The 18158-nt window shown below is 71.5% G+C and carries 14 protein-coding genes; 10 read left to right on the top strand and 4 right to left on the bottom strand.

All coding sequences use genetic code 11. The features are described from left to right. The first annotated feature begins 13 nt into the window (after positions 1–13). On the top strand, positions 14–1333 hold the full coding sequence (locus ACGF13_RS00995) for a serpin family protein (protein ID WP_392867412.1): 1320 nt from the start codon (positions 14–16) through the stop codon (positions 1331–1333). A 26-nt stretch (positions 1334–1359) separates the two neighbouring features. Here the strand turns inward: ACGF13_RS00995 and ACGF13_RS00990 are convergent, their stop codons facing one another. The 4 genes from ACGF13_RS00990 to ACGF13_RS00975 all read right to left on the bottom strand — a co-directional run bounded on the left by ACGF13_RS00990 (position 1360) and on the right by ACGF13_RS00975 (position 6419). Next, a complete protein-coding gene (locus ACGF13_RS00990; protein ID WP_392867409.1) occupies positions 1360–2472 on the bottom strand; it encodes an ADP-ribosylglycohydrolase family protein in 1113 nt (370 codons plus the stop codon). A 125-nt stretch (positions 2473–2597) separates the two neighbouring features. Beyond that, positions 2598–3869, bottom strand: a complete 1272-nt coding sequence (locus tag ACGF13_RS00985; protein WP_392867407.1) for a DUF2786 domain-containing protein — start codon at positions 3867–3869, stop codon at positions 2598–2600. A 103-nt stretch (positions 3870–3972) separates the two neighbouring features. After that, a complete protein-coding gene (locus tag ACGF13_RS00980; protein ID WP_392867404.1) occupies positions 3973–5601 on the bottom strand; it encodes a transporter in 1629 nt (542 codons plus the stop codon). Beyond that, positions 5598–6419, bottom strand: coding sequence for an ABC transporter ATP-binding protein (locus ACGF13_RS00975; protein ID WP_392867401.1), 822 nt, complete (start codon positions 6417–6419; stop codon positions 5598–5600). Before ACGF13_RS00975 ends, ACGF13_RS00980 begins: the two co-directional genes overlap by 4 nt. 244 nt (positions 6420–6663) lie before the next feature. On the opposite strand from ACGF13_RS00975, the gene ACGF13_RS00970 reads away from it, so the two are divergent. From ACGF13_RS00970 to ACGF13_RS00930, 9 genes are all read left to right on the top strand, one after another. Next, positions 6664–7215: a DUF1707 and DUF4190 domain-containing protein gene (locus tag ACGF13_RS00970; protein ID WP_392867398.1), complete on the top strand. Its 552-nt coding sequence runs from the start codon at positions 6664–6666 to the stop codon at positions 7213–7215. Between the two features lie 223 nt (positions 7216–7438). Then, on the top strand, positions 7439–9055 hold the full coding sequence (locus tag ACGF13_RS00965; protein ID WP_392867395.1) for a DUF2142 domain-containing protein: 1617 nt from the start codon (positions 7439–7441) through the stop codon (positions 9053–9055). 376 nt (positions 9056–9431) lie between these two features. Then, positions 9432–9803 (top strand): 30S ribosomal protein S12, encoded by a 372-nt coding sequence (gene rpsL, locus ACGF13_RS00960; RefSeq protein ID WP_014144289.1) that lies wholly within the window; start codon positions 9432–9434, stop codon positions 9801–9803. Between the two features lie 2 nt (positions 9804–9805). Continuing rightward, positions 9806–10276, top strand: a complete 471-nt coding sequence (gene rpsG / locus ACGF13_RS00955; RefSeq protein WP_030055803.1) for a 30S ribosomal protein S7 — start codon at positions 9806–9808, stop codon at positions 10274–10276. A 39-nt stretch (positions 10277–10315) separates the two neighbouring features. Beyond that, positions 10316–12421 carry an elongation factor G gene (gene fusA / locus ACGF13_RS00950; protein ID WP_392867392.1) on the top strand — a complete coding sequence of 702 codons (2106 nt, stop codon included), beginning with the start codon at positions 10316–10318 and terminating at the stop codon, positions 12419–12421. A 199-nt stretch (positions 12422–12620) separates the two neighbouring features. Beyond that, the gene (tuf, locus tag ACGF13_RS00945) at positions 12621–13814 is read left to right on the top strand and encodes an elongation factor Tu (protein WP_380608275.1); all 1194 of its coding nucleotides are present in this window, start codon (positions 12621–12623) and stop codon (positions 13812–13814) included. A gap of 355 nt (positions 13815–14169) precedes the next feature. Then, positions 14170–15120, top strand: coding sequence for a glycosyltransferase family 2 protein (locus ACGF13_RS00940; RefSeq protein ID WP_392867389.1), 951 nt, complete (start codon positions 14170–14172; stop codon positions 15118–15120). A 95-nt stretch (positions 15121–15215) separates the two neighbouring features. Next, positions 15216–17636, top strand: a complete 2421-nt coding sequence (locus ACGF13_RS00935; RefSeq protein ID WP_392867386.1) for a hypothetical protein — start codon at positions 15216–15218, stop codon at positions 17634–17636. Positions 17637–17663: 27 nt separating this feature from the next. Further along, entirely contained in the window at positions 17664–18116 is a 453-nt protein-coding gene (locus ACGF13_RS00930) for a GtrA family protein (RefSeq protein ID WP_392867383.1), read from the top strand. The last annotated feature ends 42 nt before the right edge of the window (positions 18117–18158 follow it).

Here is an 18158-nt window from a genome sequence, read left to right as displayed (position 1 = left end):
GCGTCGAAGGGCCATGACGAACCGCAGCACCGCACCCCGTCGCACCCTCCGCCGCCCGGCGGCGCTGCTCCTCGCGGCCGCGCTCGCCGCGCCGCTGCTCGCCGGCTGCGGCAGCACCGGAGCCGCCGCGCCCGTGGAGCTCCGGGCGTCCGCGCCCGCGAGCCGGCCGGCCGTGGACCCGGCCCAGGTGGCCGCCACCGCGGCGGCCACCGACGCCTTCGGCCTGGACCTCCTGCACGCCCTGACCGCCCAGCCGGACGCCGCCGGGAGCAACCTGGTGGTCTCCCCGTCCGGCCTGGCAACCCTGCTCGCCATGCTGCTGCCCGGCGCCCGCGGCACCACCGCCGGGGAACTGGCCAAGGCCCTGCACACCGGGCTCGACCCGCGGCAGTACGCCTACGCCACCGGCGCGCTGAACCGGCCGGTCCCGGCCACCGGCAAGCTCACCCTGCGCCGCAGCGACGACCTCTGGACGCAGCAGGGTCTGGCCGTGGAACCGGACTACCTGGCCACCCTCGCCGCCGCCTTCGACACCGGCGTGCACCAGACCGACTTCGCCAAGGACCCGGACGGGGCCCGCAGAACCGTCAACGCGGCCGTGGAGAAGGCCACCGACGGCCGGATCAAGGACCTGTTCGGCCGGGACGCGATCACCTCGAACACCCGGCTGGTGCTCACCGACGCGCTGTACCTCAAGGCCGAGTGGGCCTCCGCTTTCAAGCCCTCGCACACCGCCGACCGCCCGTTCCACAAGCTCGACGGCTCCACCCCGGCCGTCCCCACGATGGGGCAGACCGGGGAGTTCAAGTACGCCGACGGCTCCGGCGGGATCGTCGGCGAGCCCTGGCAGGCCGTCGAACTGCCATACACGGACGGCGGGTTGGCGATGGACCTGATCCTCCCCGGGCAGGGCGGCTTCACCGCCTTCGCCAAGGGCCTGGACCAGCCCCAGCTGGACCGCATCCTCGGCGCGCTCGCCGAGCGGCCGGTCGACCTCCGGCTGCCGCGCTTCCACTTCGGCACCTCGAAGGAGCTCACCCCCGCGCTGCGCTCGCTCGGGGTGGAGGCGGCCTTCGACCGGGCCGACTTCGGCGGCATCGCCAAGGACCCGCTGGCCGTCGGCACGGTCGTGCAGAAGGCCACCATCGAGGTCGGCGAGCAGGGCACGGTCGCGGCGGCCGGCAGCGGTGCCGGGATCGACGTGGCGGCGGCGCCGAACGTCGAACGGCCGGTCGAGATGCACCTCGACCGGCCGTTCCTGTTCCTGATCCGGGACACCCGGAGCGGGGCGCCGCTGTTCCTCGGCCAGGTCACCGACCCGCAGGCGCCGTAGCGCCCGTCTTCACACTCGCGCCCGCGCTACCAGGCCGGGTAGCGCCCGCCGAGCCCGGGGTGCAGCGGGTCGCGGCTGCCGAACAGCACCAGCAGGTCGTCCGCGACCTGCCGCAGCTCCGACCGGCCCTCGACCGCCCCGGCCCACTCGGCGGGCAGCGCCGCCGCGCCGTACGCGGCCCCGACCAGGTTGCCGCAGACCGCGCCGGTCGAGTCGCTGTCCCCGGAGTGGTTCACCGACAGCAGCAGCGCGGTGCGCACCGGGTCGGGGTCCAGGGTGGCCGCCAGCAGCGAGTACACCGCGATGGCCAGGCACTCCTCGGCGATCCAGCCGAGCCCGACCCGCTCCACCGTCTCCGCGGCCGGCTCGGCCTCCTGGGCGAGCCGCACCGCCCGGGCCAGCGCCTGGACGGTCTCCTTGGAGCTCGGCAGCTCGCGGATCTGCTCCACCGTCTCGCCGACCGCCGCCCACGGCTCGGTGCCGTTCGCGAGCCGCTCGACGAGCGCCGCGAAGGCGCCCGCCGCGAGGTAGCCGGTCGGGTGGCCGTGGGTGAGCTGGGCGCACTGCACCGCCAGTCCGAAGGACTGCTCGACGCCCAGCCGGGCCAGCCCGAACGGCGCCGAGCGCATCACGGTGCCGCAGCCCTTGGAGCCCGGGTTGATCGGCCCGGTCAGCCCGATCGCCGACGGCGCCTCGAACACCGGGTGCTCGGACACCCCGCTCAGGCAGGCGTTGCCCGGCGCCCGCCGCGCGTACAGGAAGGGCCGGCTCAGCAGCCAGCCGTCGTACGGGTGGGGCTGCGGCTCGGTGTCCGGAGCGCCCTGGTACTGGGTCCGCAGCCAGCGGCGGTAGGCGCCGTGCACGGCCTCCGGCACCGAGCCGCCGCCGCCCGTCCAGCCGCGGACGAAGCCGCGGATCAGGCCCTCGGCGGTGAACAGCGTCATCTGGGTGTCGTCGGTCACCTCGACCGGTCCGGGCCCGGCCGGCAGCGCGGTCACGCCCTGCGGCCCGTACCGGTCCTGGATCTGGTGGAGCTGCTGGAACTCCACCGGCCAGCCCAGCGCGTCGCCGATCGCTCCGCCGAGCAGTGCTCCGCGCACCCGGTCCCGGTACCCCGATTCCGCCGCCGGTTCCGTCACGTCGAGTCCCCCTTCGTTCCTGGCGGACTACGTTCTATCAGGTCCCCGGGAAGCGGGGCGGCTCTTGTGGATCTTGCGCGGGTCGGGACGGGACCGGTGGGGCCGGCCGGGCCCGCCCGGCGCCCTCAGCGGCGGATCGCCCCGGCGCGCCCGTGCAGCGTGGCCCGGTCGGCGGCGGCGCGTCCGGCCGCCCAGCCCACCCCGTCGCTGACCCGCACCCGCTGCGAGACCAGCTTCGGGAACAGCCGGCCGACCTCCTCGTCCACCGCCTCGGAGCGGGCGGCGAGCACGGGCAGCAGCCGCTCGTCGGGCAGCAACTGCTCCTCGGTGCCGTCCTCGCGCAGGTGCCGCCCGGCCGCGGCGGCGCTGGTGGCGCGCTCGGTCGCGGCGGTCAGCCGCTCCCGGATCCGCGCCGCGTACGCGACCAGGAAGGACTGCCGGAACGCCTTGCTGCGCGAGTCCCTGCGGGAGCCCGCCTTGTTCATCGCGTGGGTAGCCTGCACCAGCAGCGAGGTGTAGAGCAGCTCGACGCCGTCCAGGTCGCCGTCGAAGCCGACCACGGTGCAGAAGCCGAACTCCTTCGCCCACACCACCCGGCACCGGTTGGCCGCCGCGACCGCGTCCAGCAACATCGTCTTGGGGCCCTCGTACGGGTTGTCCACCCCGATCCGCAGCGCCGCCGGGGTGTCGCGGTCGGTGCCGTCCACGGCCAGCAGTGCCTCGTCGATGCTGTGCTGGGCCATCAGCTGCTGGGCCTTGGCGGTCAGCGCCTCGGCCTCCTCCGGGTACTCGGTGGACTCGGCCTTCGCCAGCAGCGCCCGGATCCGCGCCAGCATCCGCGGCTCGCCGGCCGCAGGCGCCGAGCGCTGCGGCCGCACGGCCTGCCCGGGGGCGGGCCCCACCGGGGCGATCGGCGGCAGCCGGCCCCAGGTGCGCAGCAGCTCCAGGACGGCGGTGGCGAGCGCGAAGCGGTCCAGCCGGTGCCGGTCGGTGAAGGCGCCGAGGTACTCCTCGTCGCCGGACCACCACACCTCGGCCTCCAGCTCGCGCAGCTGCTCCAGCCAGCGCCGGTCCAGGGCGGCCGCCGGGTGGCGGCGGCCCTCGGCGGCGATCAGGTCCACCGCGAGGGCCAGGTGGACGGGCTTCAGCTCGCGCCGCACCACCCGGACCAGGTCGGCCGGCCGCCACCCGGCGGACCAGCAGCGGCCGACGGCGGTGTCCGCGTGGCCGAGCAGCGCCCGGCCGACCTCGGGCCACTGCCCGGCCGAGGCGGCCAGCAGCGACGCCCCGGTGTCCAGGGCGAGGTCCAGTGCGTCCTCGGGGGCCGTCAGCACCGACCGCACCGCCTGCTCCAGCAGCGGTCCGGCGGTCCCGGCCTGCTGCGCGCGCTCGCCCACGGTCTGTCCCTGCTCTCCTCGACGGTCCGGCCTCCTGCCCATGATGCCGGAGCCGCGGCGGGAACCCGCCGGGGAGCGGGCCGGGCCGGTGCGGCGGCCCGGCTCAGCGCTCGATGGCCTTGGCCAGGATCTCCGGCGTGCGCTTCAGCAGCCGGCTCGCCGCCATCCGCACGCCCAGCGCCGCGACCAGGGCGCCGTACAGCGGGCCGATCAGCAGCACCGGCCAGCTCGGCCCGTCCGAGGCCAGCGCCCAGGCGAGGTAGCCGCCGACCGGCAGCGCCAGCACCGTGACGCCGAACATCGAGCCGAACTGGTTGAGCAGGATCAGCCCGCCCTGCCCCGGGGCGGCGTTGCGCATCGGGTTGCTGTCGGCCGGCATGGTGTACGGCGCCAGCACGCTGAACATCGAGCCCAGCGCGATCCCGCAGCCGAGCAGCGCCAGCGCCAGGCCGAGCGCCGACGGCAGCTCGCCCCACCGGCCGGTGACGGTCGCCAGCACCAGCCCGAGCACCACCGTCACCGGGACGGCGTACGACAGCACCGCGTACGCCCGGCCGCGCAGCTCGGACCGGGCGTCGGCCGGGGTGCGCAGGGTGGCGGCGACCATCCAGAACGCCGAGCCGTCCATGCCGAACAGGTTGAGCATCTGCAGCCCGAGGAACACCCCGGTCATCGCCAGCAGGTACACGCTCGCCCAGCCCTGGACCATCGACAGCACGCAGATCACCAGCGTCATCCCGATGCTGGTGAACAGCGCCGCCTTGGCCCGCGGCTCGCGCCAGGCGTACCGCAGGTGGCGCTGCATCACCGCGCCGGTCCGCCCCTGGGGCAGGAAGCCCCACCCGCGCGCGTTCCGCACCCCGCGGGCCACCTCCAGGGTGGAGGAGTCGGCCGTCACCATCAGCTCCTGGAGGCTCCGCCGCCACCAGCGCAGCAGCAGCGCCAGCAGCGCGGCGGTCGCGGCGAGCTGGAGCAGCGCGAGCCCGTACCGGCCCTCGCCCGCGGTGCGCGGCGCGTCCGCCGCGCTGATCGGCGGGATCCAGCGCAGCACCGAGGCGATCGGCTTCAGCGGGGTGAGGTCGATCGGCCCGCCCCGGCGGCCGAGGATGCTCTGCGAGCCGACGTTGGCGACCTGCACCAGCAGGGCGAAGGCCAGCCCGCCGAAGATCGCGAAGTCCTTGCCGCGGCGGCTGGAGAGCATCCGGGCGTTGCCCGCCGCGACCGCCCGGGAGAGCGTGACCAGGCAGAGCACCGCGAGCGGCACGCCCGCCACCGCGACCGCGGTCGAGGCGCCTCCCGCCGCGCCGGCCAGCACGGCGCCGGTCACCAGCACCAGGGTGATCAGCGGCCCGGGCCCGATCAGGGCGGCCAGCAGCGAGCCGCGCAGCAGCGGGCCGGGCCGCAGCGGCAGCATGGTCAGCCGGGTCGGGTCGGCGCTCTCGTCGCTGGAGAAGAGGAACAGCGGCAGCGCGGCCCAGCCGAGGGTCAGCACGCCGAGCAGCATCACCCCGGCGTCCCCGGAGCCGGCGTACCGCCCGTTCAGCGCGGCCATCGCGACGGCGACGCCGGCCGCGAAGGCCAGGCCCACGACGCCGCCGATCACGTAGACGGTGGTCCGGCCGGGGCTGCGCCGCAGCCCGTTGCGCAGCAGCCGCAGTTTGAGCGCCACCAGGGCACGGACCACCGTCCGCCCGTCCGGCACCGGAGCCGTGACCCCGTCCCGTCCGGTCACCGGTCGCCTCCGGCCTGGCCGCCGCCGAGCCAGCCGAGCACCTGCCCGTCGTCCTCGCGCACGCCGATCAGCTCCAGGAAGGCCTCGTGCAGGCTGCGCCCGCCCCGGACGGAGTCCAGCGGGCCCTGGGCGATCACCCGGCCGGCGTTGACCACCGCGACCCAGTCGCAGAGCTGTTCGACCAGTTCCATCACGTGGCTGGAGAACACCACCGTGGAACCGGCCGCCGCGTACCGCTTGAGCACGCCGCGGATGGTCTGGGCGGAGACCGGGTCGACGCCCTCGAAGGGTTCGTCCAGGAACAGCACGTCCGGGTTGTGCAGCAGGGCGGCGGCGAGGCCGATCTTCTTGCGCATGCCGGTGGAGTAGTCGGCGACCAGCTTGTCGGCGTCCCGGCCGAGGTCCAGGACGGCCAGCAGCTCCTCGGCCCGCCGGTCCACCTCGGCGCCGGGCAGGCCGCGCAGCCGCCCGGTGTACTGGAGCAGCTCGCGCCCGCTGAGCCGCTCGAACATCCGCAGGCCCTCGGGCAGGATGCCTATTCGGGCCTTGACCGTGACCGGGTCCGCCCACACGTCGGTGCCGTGGACCAGGACGGTGCCCTGGTCGGGCCGGAGCAGCCCGGTGACCATCGACAGCGTGGTGGTCTTGCCGGCGCCGTTCGGCCCGACCAGGCCGACGAACGCCCCGGCCGGAAGCTCCAGGCTCAGCCCGGCCACGGCTGCCTGGGTGCCGAAGTGCTTCCAGAGCCCCTGGATGCTGACGGCGGACGGGGTTCCCGGCCCGGGGAGGTCGGAGGACGGCGGCGCTGACGCCTGCATGGCGGCCTTCTCTGCTCGTGGTGGGACATCGTCGTGGCTGGAGACCAGCCTGGCACTGCTCGAACGGGCTGTCGCCCGAGTTGAGCATCCCTTGAGACCGTCCGCCGAACGGCCCAGGCGCGCCGCCCGACATCCTCTTCCCGACCACTGGTCCGATTCGGCAACTACCCGGTCCTGTCGTTCGTCCTGCACTATGAGTGAGCAGTGACGTGCGCGGGGGTGCCGCGCTACCGGGAGGTGGCGGATGTCCGTACAACCATGGGGCGAGCCCGGTTCCGGCCATCCGCCGGCCAAGCAGCCGGCGGCGGGCTGGCAGCCGGCGCCCCCGGTGTCCCCGCAGGCCGTGATGCGGGCGGGCCACGCCGACCGGGACCGCACGCTGGACGTCCTCAAGGCCGCGTTCGCCGAGGGACGGCTCACCATCCAGGAGTACGAGCAGCGCCACGAGGCGGCGGCCGGAGCGCAGACCTACGGCCAGCTGGCCGCCCTGGTGGCCGACCTGCCCTCCGGTCCGATGACGGCGCCACCGATGACCGCGCCGCAGCCGGTCCCGGCGACCTTCCTCCCGCCGCCCCCGCCCCCGCCGCCGCCCCGCCCCACCAATGTGCTCGCGGTCACGTCGTTGGTGCTCGGCCTGGTCTGCTTCTCGCTGCCCGCCGTGGTGACCGGCCACATCGCCCGGTCGCAGATCCGCCAACGCAACATGGACGGCGACTGGGCGGCCGTCCTCGGCTTGGTCATCGGTTACATGGGCACCGCTTTCTGGACCTTGTTGATCCTGCTGGGTACCGTCTGACCCGCTGGTACCGCCTCCGTCGTCGGTGGACCGCACCGGGCCGGACCGACTCGGCGGGCCTCCACCGGGAGGGTGCCATTAGTCCCTCAGGGCTCGGTTCGGTACGGTCTTCTCGTCCATGGCTGACCGTTGCCTGTTACATCTCGTCGATGCGAGCACCCACCGCGCCCGGCCGTGGGCGTCGCACGCCGAGTTCGGACCGACCCCGAAGGCCCATTTCCAGATGATGATCACTGCCGTCAAGAGCATCGCCGAGCGGCTCGCGTCCTCACCCCGGCGGCTGTGGGCGGTCGCGTTCGCGATCCTCTTCGCGCTGAGCGCCTCCTGGTCGCTGACGACTCCGATCGGCGGCGCGCCCGACGAACCCGCGCACATCATCCGGGCGGGCGCGGTCGCCCGGGGCCAGGTCAACGGCGTGGAGGTCATGACCCCGCACACGGTCGGCGGGATCCAGGGCTACTGGGCCGAGAGCGGGGTGGAGCTCCCGCGGATCTACGAGGACCTGGCGGAGACCCACTGGTGCTACGCCTTCAAGTCCTGGCAGTCGGCCGACTGCGCGCCCCCGCTCAAGCAGCGCTCCGGGACGGCCGAGGTGACCACCTCGGCGGGCCGCTACCACCCGGCGTACTACTTCGCCGTCGGCTGGCCCAGCCTGCTGCTCCCGGGCAAGACGGCCTTCTACCTGATGCGCCTGATCTCGGCCGCGATCTGCTCCGCCCTGGTGGCGAGCGCCGTGGTCTCGGCGGCGGAGTGGCGCCGGCGCTCCCTCAGCATCCTCGGCGTGGTGGCGGCCGCCACCCCGATGTCGCTGTTCATGTTCGGCGTGGTCAACCCGAGCGGCCCGGAGATCGCCGCGGGCATCCTGGTCTGGAGCTCCGCCGTGGCGCTGCTGATGAACCCGGACCCACAGCTCCTGAGCCGCCGCGTCGCCCGGCTCGGCATCGGCGCGGTGGTGCTGATGAGCATCCGGCCGTTGGGCCTGATCTGGCTCAGCGGGGCGGTCTTCTTCGCCCTGCTGCTCGGGCGCAGGGGCGTCCTGGGTCAGATCCTGCGTCATCGGGCGACCTGGGCCTGGGGCGCCGTGGCCGCGGTCTCGGCCGTCGTGGCCCTCGTCTGGTCCTCGACCCATCCGGACCACTCGACCATCAACGCCCCGGGCAACCTCACCCCGCTGTCCGCGGCCCGTCAGACCTTCGACAACGGCCTGCTGTACATGAAGCAGATGATCGGCTACTTCGGCTGGCTGGACGCCGAACCCCCGGCCGCGACGCTGCTGCTGTGGTGCGCCGTGGCGATCGCCCTGGTGCTGCTGGCGCTCTGCTACGCGCGGCTCAGGGACACCCTGGCCGTCCTGGGGATCCTGGCCGGGATCGTGGTCATACCGCTGGTGGCCCAGGCCATGCAGGCGCGTGAGGTCGGCATGATCTGGCAGGGCCGCTACCTGCTGCCGTTCGCCGTCGGGCTGCCGATCGTGTGCGCCGCGATCTGCCACGAGCGGCTGCCGCGGGGCGGTTTCGCCTGGCGCCGGCTGATGGTGCTCTGCTCCCTCGCGCTGGCCCTGGCCGACTTCGCGGGGTTCATCTGGGCGCTGCGCCGCAACACGGTCGGTACCGGCGGTTCGTTCTTCATCAGCCCGGCCCACTGGTCGCCGCCGTTCGTGGGCTGGCAGCCCTGGGTGCTGGTGTACGGGGTGGGCGTGCTGGCGCTGGGGCTGCTCGTCGCCCTGTCGGACCGGAAGGGGACGGACCGGCCACAGGACGAGTCGGCGTCGGCCGGGACGTCCGGGGACGGTGCCGACGACGGGAGCACCCCGCTCGCCGCCGCCCGCGCGGAGGCGTAGGGTTTCGCCCTGCGGGGGGCTCTCGGCCGTGATATGGGCGGCACCGGCGCCGGTTCCCGTCCCGTTTCGAGGCCAGGCCCCGCGACCTGCGGCGTTGCATTTGTTTTGACCGCGCCCGATGCGCTAGGTACGCTCTGACCTTGTGCCTGGGGTGTCCCCGGGTCCTTGTGCGTGCATGCACACCGGTCGCCGCGCCGAGCCGGAGCGCCTCCCAGCGCGCCGCGCGTAGAGCGCCGTCGCTGTACATCAGCCATGGGATTCCGTGTCGTAACAAGCCCAACACACCCGACCGCGTGGGTCGACCACGGGGGCGGGTGCGAGGGAGACACCGCAGGTTAGTTTCACCAAGCCTTGGCACACAGAAAACGGAGAAACGGTGCCTACGATCCAGCAGCTGGTCCGAAAGGGCCGGCAGGACAAGGTCGAGAAGAACAAGACTCCCGCGCTGAAGGGCTCCCCGCAGCGCCGTGGGGTCTGCACGCGTGTGTACACGACCACCCCGAAGAAGCCGAACTCGGCTCTCCGCAAGGTCGCCCGTGTGCGCCTCACCAGCGGGATCGAGGTCACCGCTTACATCCCGGGCGAGGGCCACAACCTGCAGGAGCACTCCATCGTGCTGGTGCGCGGTGGTCGTGTGAAGGACCTTCCTGGTGTCCGCTACAAGATCATCCGCGGTTCGCTCGACACCCAGGGTGTCAAGAACCGCAAGCAGGCTCGCAGCCGCTACGGCGCCAAGAAGGAGAAGTAAGAATGCCTCGTAAGGGCCCCGCCCCGAAGCGCCCGGTCATCATCGACCCGGTTTACGGCTCCCCGGTCGTCACCCAGCTGGTCAACAAGATCCTGCTGCACGGCAAGCGCTCCACCGCCGAGCGGATCGTCTACGGCGCCCTCGAGGGCGTCCGTGAGAAGACCGGCTCGGACCCGGTCGTGACGCTGAAGCGCGCGCTGGAGAACGTCAAGCCGGCCCTCGAGGTCAAGTCCCGCCGTGTCGGTGGCGCGACCTACCAGGTTCCGGTCGAGGTCCGTCCGGGCCGCGCCAGCACCCTGGCGCTGCGCTGGATGGTCGGTTACTCCCGCGCCCGTCGCGAGAAGACCATGACCGAGCGCCTGATGAACGAGATCCTCGACGCCAGCAACGGCCTGGGCGCTTCCGTGAAGCGTCGCGAGGACACCCACAAGATGGCCGAGTCCAACAAGGCCTTCGCGCACTACCGCTGGTAGTCCGTACCCCGTCACTAGACAGAGAGAGAACGAGCCACCATGGCTGCAACCTCCCTTGACCTCGCCAGGGTCCGCAACATCGGGATCATGGCGCACATCGACGCGGGCAAGACCACCACCACCGAGCGGATCCTGTTCTACACCGGTGTCTCGTACAAGATCGGTGAGGTCCACGATGGCGCTGCCACCATGGACTGGATGGAGCAGGAGCAGGAGCGCGGCATCACGATCACGTCGGCCGCGACGACCTGTCACTGGACGGTCGACGACGTCGACAACACCATCAACATCATCGACACCCCGGGTCACGTCGACTTCACCGTCGAGGTGGAGCGTTCGCTGCGCGTCCTCGATGGTGCCGTGACGGTGTTCGACGGTGTCGCCGGTGTCGAGCCCCAGTCCGAGACCGTGTGGCGGCAGGCTGACCGCTACGGCGTTCCGCGCATCTGCTTCATCAACAAGCTGGACCGCACGGGCGCGAACTTCTTCTTCTGCGTGCAGACCATCGTGGACCGCCTCGGCGCCACCCCGCTGGTCATGCAGCTCCCGATCGGTGCCGAGTCGGACTTCCAGGGCGTTGTCGACCTGGTCCGCATGAAGGCGCTGGTCTGGTCCGCCGAGGCCGCCAAGGGCGAGATGTACGACGTCGTCGACATCCCGGCCGACCTGCAGGAGCAGGCCGACGAGTACCGCGAGGCGCTCATCGACACGGTCTCGAACGTCAGCGACGAGATCATGGAGCTCGCCCTCGAGGGCGAGGAGATCCCGGTCGAGCTGCTGCAGGACGCGATCCGCAAGGGCACCCTGAACTCGGACTTCACCCCGATCTTCTGCGGTACCGCCTTCAAGAACAAGGGCGTTCAGCCCCTGCTCGACGCGGTCGTCAAGTACCTGCCGTCCCCGCTGGACATCGAGTCCATCGAGGGCACCAAGCCGGGCGACGACACCGTCAAGATCTCCCGCAAGGCCTCGGACGACGAGCCGCTCGCCGCGCTCGCGTTCAAGATCATGTCGGACCCGCACCTCGGCAAGCTCACCTTCGTCCGGGTCTACTCGGGCCGCCTGGAGTCCGGCACCTCGGTGCTGAACGCCGTCAAGGGCAAGAAGGAGCGCATCGGCAAGATCTACCGCATGCACGCGAACAAGCGTGAGGAGATCGACTCGGTGGGCGCCGGCGACATCATCGCCGTCATGGGCCTGAAGCAGACCACCACCGGTGAGACGCTGTCCGACGAGAAGAACCCGGTCATCCTGGAGTCCATGGACTTCCCGGCCCCGGTCATCCGCGTCGCGATCGAGCCCAAGTCCAAGGGTGACCAGGAGAAGCTGGGTGTCGCCATCCAGCGTCTCGCCGAGGAGGACCCGTCCTTCCAGGTCAACACGGACGAGGAGACCGGCCAGACCATCATCGCGGGTATGGGCGAGCTGCACCTCGAGGTGCTGGTCGACCGTATGCGCCGTGAGTTCAAGGTCGAGGCCAACGTCGGCAAGCCGCAGGTCGCGTACCGCGAGACCATCCGCCAGGCGGTCGAGCGCATCGACTACACCCACAAGAAGCAGACCGGTGGTTCCGGTCAGTTCGCCAAGGTGCAGATCGCGATCGAGCCGCTCGAGCAGGCCGAGGGCTACGAGTTCGTCAACAAGGTCACCGGTGGCCGCGTTCCGCGGGAGTACATCCCGTCGGTCGACGCCGGTTGCCAGGAGGCCATGGAGTTCGGCATCCTCGCCGGCTACCCGCTGCAGGGTGTCCGCGTGAGCCTGCTCGACGGCCAGGCCCACGACGTCGACTCCTCCGAGCTCGCGTTCAAGATCGCCGGTTCGATGGCCTTCAAGGAAGGCGCGAAGAAGGCCAAGCCGGTCCTTCTCGAGCCGATGATGGCCGTCGAGGTCACCACGCCCGAGGACTACATGGGCGACGTGATCGGCGACATCAACTCTCGTCGTGGCCAGATCCGGTCCATGGACGAGCGTCACGGTGCCCGCGTCGTCTCGGCGCTGGTGCCCCTCTCCGAGATGTTCGGCTACGTCGGTGACCTGCGCAGCAAGACCTCTGGTCGCGCGAGCTACTCGATGCAGTTCGACTCGTACGCCGAGGTTCCGAAGAACGTGGCGGACGACATCATCGCCAAGGCCAAGGGCGAGTGACGTCCCGATAATCGGGACGATTACGAAGCCTTAGGCTATTAGGAGGCAACCCGGGAGGATCCGGTCGGATCTTCCCGGGGCCTCCGGCCCCCCCAGCAGCGGGACGGCACGGGATGTCCTCCGGACAACCCGCACCAAAACCGATTTCAGACCAACTGGCGTCAGCACGGCGTACAGGAACTGTCCTCAGGAGGACTCAGTGGCGAAGGCGAAGTTCGAGCGGACGAAGCCCCACGTCAACATCGGCACCATCGGTCACATCGACCACGGCAAGACCACGCTGACCGCGGCCATCACCAAGGTGCTGCACGACGCGTACCCGGAGATCAACCCCTTCACGCCGTTCGACCAGATCGACAAGGCCCCGGAGGAGCGTCAGCGCGGTATCACCATCTCGATCGCGCACGTCGAGTACCAGACCGAGGCGCGCCACTACGCCCACGTCGACTGCCCGGGTCACGCCGACTACATCAAGAACATGATCACCGGTGCCGCCCAGATGGACGGCGCCATCCTCGTGGTCGCCGCCACCGACGGCCCGATGCCGCAGACCAAGGAGCACGTCCTCCTGGCCCGCCAGGTCGGCGTTCCGTACATCGTCGTCGCCCTGAACAAGGCCGACATGGTGGACGACGAGGAGATCCTGGAGCTCGTCGAGCTCGAGGTCCGCGAGCTGCTCTCCGAGTACGAGTTCCCGGGCGACGACCTGCCGGTCGTCCGCGTCTCCGCGCTGAAGGCGCTGGAGGGCGACAAGGAGTGGGGCGAGAAGCTCCTCGGCCTGATGCACGCCGTCGACGAGGCCATCCCGACCCCGGCCCGCGCCGTGGACCAGCCGTTCCTGATGCCGATCGAGGACGTCTTCACGATCACCGGTCGTGGCACCGTCGTCACCGGTCGTATCGAGCGCGGTATCCTCAAGGTCAACGAGACTGTCGACATCATCGGCATCAAGGAGACCAAGACCACCACCACGGTCACCGGCATCGAGATGTTCCGCAAGCTGCTCGACGAGGGCCAGGCCGGTGAGAACGTCGGTCTGCTGCTCCGTGGCATCAAGCGCGAGGACGTCGAGCGCGGCCAGGTCATCATCAAGCCGGGTTCGGTTACCCCGCACACCGACTTCGAGGCCCAGGCCTACATCCTGTCGAAGGACGAGGGTGGCCGCCACACCCCGTTCTTCAACAACTACCGCCCGCAGTTCTACTTCCGTACCACGGACGTGACCGGCGTCGTGACCCTCCCCGAGGGCACCGAGATGGTCATGCCGGGCGACAACACCGCCATGACCGTTGCGCTGATCCAGCCCATCGCCATGGAGGAGGGCCTGAAGTTCGCCATCCGTGAGGGTGGCCGCACCGTCGGCGCCGGCCAGGTCACCAAGATCATCAAGTAGTCTGATGCTCTGACCTGCCTGCCTCGTACAGGCTCGGTCCGAAGGGCCCCGCGCACTCCGAGTGAGCGGGGCCCTTCGGCGTGTCGGGATATCGAATCGACGGCGATCAGGTAACAGGTCCGTTGAGAGTGTGCTCAGAGCAGACTGCTATCCTGCCGCTCATTGGCTCTCCCTCGCCGCCGTCCGCGATGCTCCGGGTGCGGAGGGAGAAGGTTCCGGCCGGTGGGGTCGACTCGGCGGTCCAAGCCTCCCAACCGCTTTCGGATCACATGGGGACAGGCGAAGAAGGATGCTCAACGCAGGAGATCAGGGAGTCGGGTCGGCCGGCGAGCCGGCGCCGCTCTTGTCGGTCGTCATGCCGATCTACAACGAGCAGGAGGCGCTGCCGCTGACCGTGCACCGCCTGCGCCCGATCCTCGACGGGTTGGGAATCACGTACGAGGTCGTCGGCATCGACGACGGCAGCACGGACGCCACCCCGGTGCTGATGCAGAAGATCCGCCAGGACTGGCCGGAGTTCCGCATCGTCCGCTTCGCCCGCAACTCCGGGCACCAGGCCGCGCTCACGGCCGGCATCCACCGCGCCTTCGGCGACTACGTCGTCTCCATCGACGCCGACCTCCAGGACCCGCCGGAGAAGATCCCCGAGATGCTCTCGCTCGCGCGCGAGCAGGGCCTCGACGTGGTCTACGGCGTGCGCGGCGACCGCGGCACCGACACGGTCTTCAAGCGCCGCACCGCCGGCGGCTACTACTGGCTGATGCGCAAGCTCGTCGGCAAGAAGATGCCGAACCAGGCGGGCGACTTCCGCCTGCTCAGCCGTGCCGCGGTGGACGCGCTCAAGGCGATGCCCGAGCACCAGCCGGTCTACCGGCTGCTGGTGCCGTGGCTCGGCTTCCCGAGCGGCGAGGTCGTCTACGTGCGCGAGGAGCGGGTCGCCGGTTCGACCCACTACCCGCTGTCCAAGATGGTCCGCCTGGCCGTCGACAGCGTCACCAACTTCTCGGCGAGCCCGCTGCGGCTCGCCACCTGGCTCGGCCTGCTGAGCTTCCTGGTCTGCTTCGCCCTCGGTGTCTACACCGTGGTCGCGTACGCGCTCGACAAGACCGTCCCCGGCTGGTCCTCGCTGTTCATGGGCATGCTGTTCCTCGGCGCCGTCCAGCTCGTCTGCATGGGTCTGCTGGGTGAGTATGTCGGGCGCATCTACTCGGCGGCCCAGGCCAGGCCGGCGTACTTCGTCGGCTACGACTCGGCGGACGGGCCCGACCCCGCGACGGCTCGTCGCAGCGCCTCCTACACGGGCTGACCCGGAGTCGTTCCGCCGCCGGTCGACGGACCGCGGCCGGCCTCCGCCAGGCTGCCGTGCTGCGAGCTGTGAGCTCGGACGAGAGAACGGACACCATGCATACGAACAGCACCGCGACCGGAGCCGCCCCGGCCACCGGAGGACGTCCGGGGGTCCCGGCGCCGTCCGGCGGGCTGTCCGGCGGCGCGACGGACGGGGGCTCCCGGGCGCACGCCCTCTGGCGCTTCCTGCCCGCCGTCTCGGCCTACCTGCTCCTGGTGGGGCTGCTGCTGGCCGCGGACACCAGGGTCGGCGACATCGCCCGGTACACCTTCTACGCGGGCTGGGGCGTGGTGCTCCCGGGCACCCTGGTCTTCCGGGCCCTGCGCAGGCGTCCACACACCCTGCTGGAGGACCTCGTCTTCGGCGCGGTGACCGGGCTGGTGCTGGAACTGGCGGCGTGGGCGGTCCTCGTCCGCGCCGGCCTGCAGTCGGTGGCCGTCGGCTGGCCGCTCGCGGTGGTCGTCCCGTTCGCGCTCGTCCCGGGCCTGCGCCGGCACTGGCGCCCCAGTGGCTACCGGCGGCTGTCCCCGGGCTGTTCCTGGTCGACGGCCGCGGTGGTGGGTCTGACCAGCCTGTACTACTACCAGGTCTTCCTGTCGAAGTTCCCGGTCCTGGCGACGGACGAGCGGTCCCGGCTGTTCGGCGACATGCCGTACATGCTGTCGCTGGCGGCCGATGCCAAGCAGCACGTGCCGCTGACCGTGCCGCAGGTGGCGGGGGAGCCGCTCCACTACCACTGGTTCACGTTCGCGCACATGGCGATGACCGACATGGTCGGCCACATCGACCTGCCGGTGGTCGAGACCAGGCTGCTCGTCCCCGCGTTCGCCGCGCTCGGTGTGCTGATCATGACCGTGGTGGCCCAGCGGGTCACCGGCCGGGCGTGGGCGGGACCGCTGGCCGCGCTGCTGCTCTTCGCGGTCGGGGAGTTCACCGCGGTCTACCCGAACACCGTGATGAGCTGGACCTTCGGTGCGCCGGCCGTCCGGCTGATGTCCTGGTCGAGCATGTCGCTGACGTACAGCCAGCCGCTGCTGATCGCACTGGTCGGCGTGGTCGCCGACGGGCTCCGCCGGGTCGCCGGTCCGGGCGGCGAGGACGGGCCGTTCCGGGCACCGCAGTTCGGGCGGGGCGTCTTCGTCCTGACGGCGATGTTCGCGACCGCCTCCAGCGCGGCCAAGGCGAGCACCCTCCCGGTGGCCCTCGCGGGTCTGGCCGTCGCCGGTCTGGCGGTCGTGATCAGGAGCAGGTGCATCCCCTGGACGGTCGTCGGGCTGGGCGGGGCCATCGCGGGAGCGCAGCTCTTCGCGACGGCGGTGATCTTCGACTTCGAGAGCTACGGCCTGGAGGTCATCCCCTTCGGCAACATCCAGAAGTACTGGGCCGAACCCCTGGAGGGCCGGCCGGTGCTGGCCCAGAGCGGCCTGGTCGTGGCCGTCCTGATCGCCTTCCTCCTGAACCACCAGATCAAGCTCCTGGGCGCGGTGCCGCTGCTGTGGCGCCGCCGGCTCCGGCTGGAGCCGGCGCAGTGGTTCCTGCTCGGCGCGGCGGTGGCCGGACCGGCGGCCTACCTGGTGGTCAACGGCTACAACGCCAGCTACTTCACCATCTCCGCGATGCCCTTCGGGGCGGTGCTGTCCGCCTGGGGGTACTGCGAGGCCTTCGAGCGGGCCAGGCTGCCCAGGGCCGGCAAGACCGCCCTGGCCGTCGGCGCGGTGGCCCTGACCGGGCTGCTCACCTGGCTCTCGTACCGGTACTCGGCGACCTGGGAGACCTTCCTCCACGAGCACACCGGCGACGGCACCGGCACCGAGCCGTACACGCCGCTGCTGCCGGCGCTGAGCGTGGCGGCCGCGTTCGCGGTGCTGGCGCTCCTCCTGGGGCTGCTCTGGCGGCTGCTCTCCCGGGGGGCGCGCGGCCTGCGGCGCCGGGGCGGGGTCGTCCTGCTGACCGCCGGACTGACGCTCGGCACCCCGGGCCTGGCCCTCGACGCCGTCCAGGCCCAGGAGATGATGTGGGACGGCAGCTGGGTGATGCCGGCGAGCCAGGTGAACGCCGCCCGCTGGATCCGCTCGCACAGCGAGCCCTCGGACATCCTGGCGACGAACAGCCACTGCTGGCAGTACGAGGACTACGCGGACGGCCTGCCGTGCGCCAACTACCGTTCGCACTGGCTCAGCGGCTACTCGGAGCGCTCGGTCCTGATCGAGGGCTGGGCCTACGCGCCGAGGCTGATGGCCACCGCGAACGGGGCGTCGGCCTCCGGCTCGCCGTTCTGGGACGCCGAGCTGTTCCAGCTCAACGAGGCCGCGTTCTACGCGCCGACGCCGGACATCCTGAAGCGGCTGCACCGCGATCACAAGGTCCGCTACCTGGTGGTCCAGCGGAAGGCGGGCGAGGAGTCGCCGCAGCTCAGGAACCTCGCCAAGCAGGTGTTCGACAACGGCCGGGTGGCCGTGTACGAGCTCTCCTGACCCGACGAACGAAGCAGTGGGCAACCCATGGTCTCCACCGACAACGCGCCGGCGCCGGCCCCCGACGGCCGGGCCGCCGCACCGGCCGGCACCGCCAAGCGGCAGTTGCCGTCGTTCCTGGTCATCGGCGTGCTCAGCACGCTCTTCTACCTCGGCCTGTACGTGGTGGCCCGCCAGGTCGTCGACCAGCAGGCGGCCAACCTGATCGCCCTGGCGGTGAGCGCGGTCGCCAACACCGCCGCCAACCGGCGCTTCACCTTCGGCATCACCGGCTCGGAGGGCGCGGTGCGCCACCAGCTCCAGGGCGCCGTCGCGTTCCTGATCGGCCTGGGCCTGAGCAGCGGCGCGCTCGCCCTGCTGGCCCTGCTCGCGCCGCACGCCTCGCGGGTGGTCGAGGTGGCCGGCCTGATCGTGGCCAACGGCCTCGCGACGGTGGTCCGGTTCGTCCTCCTCAAGGTGTGGGTCTTCAGGACCCGTTGAGGGGGACGAACCGGGCCACCGGGGGCCTGGCGTCGTACGGTC

The organism is Kitasatospora sp. NPDC048286 (genome assembly GCF_043201735.1).
Classification (GTDB): Bacteria; Actinomycetota; Actinomycetes; order Streptomycetales; family Streptomycetaceae; genus Kitasatospora.
Note: the sequence above shows the minus strand (reverse complement) of the source record. Positions and strands in the feature narration are given on the sequence as shown.

Excerpts from the sequence above, each read along its gene's own strand:
- ACGF13_RS00995 (WP_392867412.1), top strand. The coding sequence starts at position 14 with ATGACGAACCGCAGCACCGCACCCCGTCGCACCCTCCGCCGCCCGGCG.
- ACGF13_RS00975 (WP_392867401.1), bottom strand. The coding sequence starts at position 6,419 with ATGCAGGCGTCAGCGCCGCCGTCCTCCGACCTCCCCGGGCCGGGAACC.
- ACGF13_RS00970 (WP_392867398.1), top strand. The coding sequence starts at position 6,664 with ATGTCCGTACAACCATGGGGCGAGCCCGGTTCCGGCCATCCGCCGGCC.
- ACGF13_RS00965 (WP_392867395.1), top strand. The coding sequence starts at position 7,439 with ATGATGATCACTGCCGTCAAGAGCATCGCCGAGCGGCTCGCGTCCTCA.
- rpsG (WP_030055803.1), top strand. The coding sequence starts at position 9,806 with ATGCCTCGTAAGGGCCCCGCCCCGAAGCGCCCGGTCATCATCGACCCG.
- fusA (WP_392867392.1), top strand. The coding sequence starts at position 10,316 with ATGGCTGCAACCTCCCTTGACCTCGCCAGGGTCCGCAACATCGGGATC.
- ACGF13_RS00940 (WP_392867389.1), top strand. The coding sequence starts at position 14,170 with ATGCCGATCTACAACGAGCAGGAGGCGCTGCCGCTGACCGTGCACCGC.
- ACGF13_RS00935 (WP_392867386.1), top strand. The coding sequence starts at position 15,216 with ATGCATACGAACAGCACCGCGACCGGAGCCGCCCCGGCCACCGGAGGA.
- ACGF13_RS00930 (WP_392867383.1), top strand. The coding sequence starts at position 17,664 with ATGGTCTCCACCGACAACGCGCCGGCGCCGGCCCCCGACGGCCGGGCC.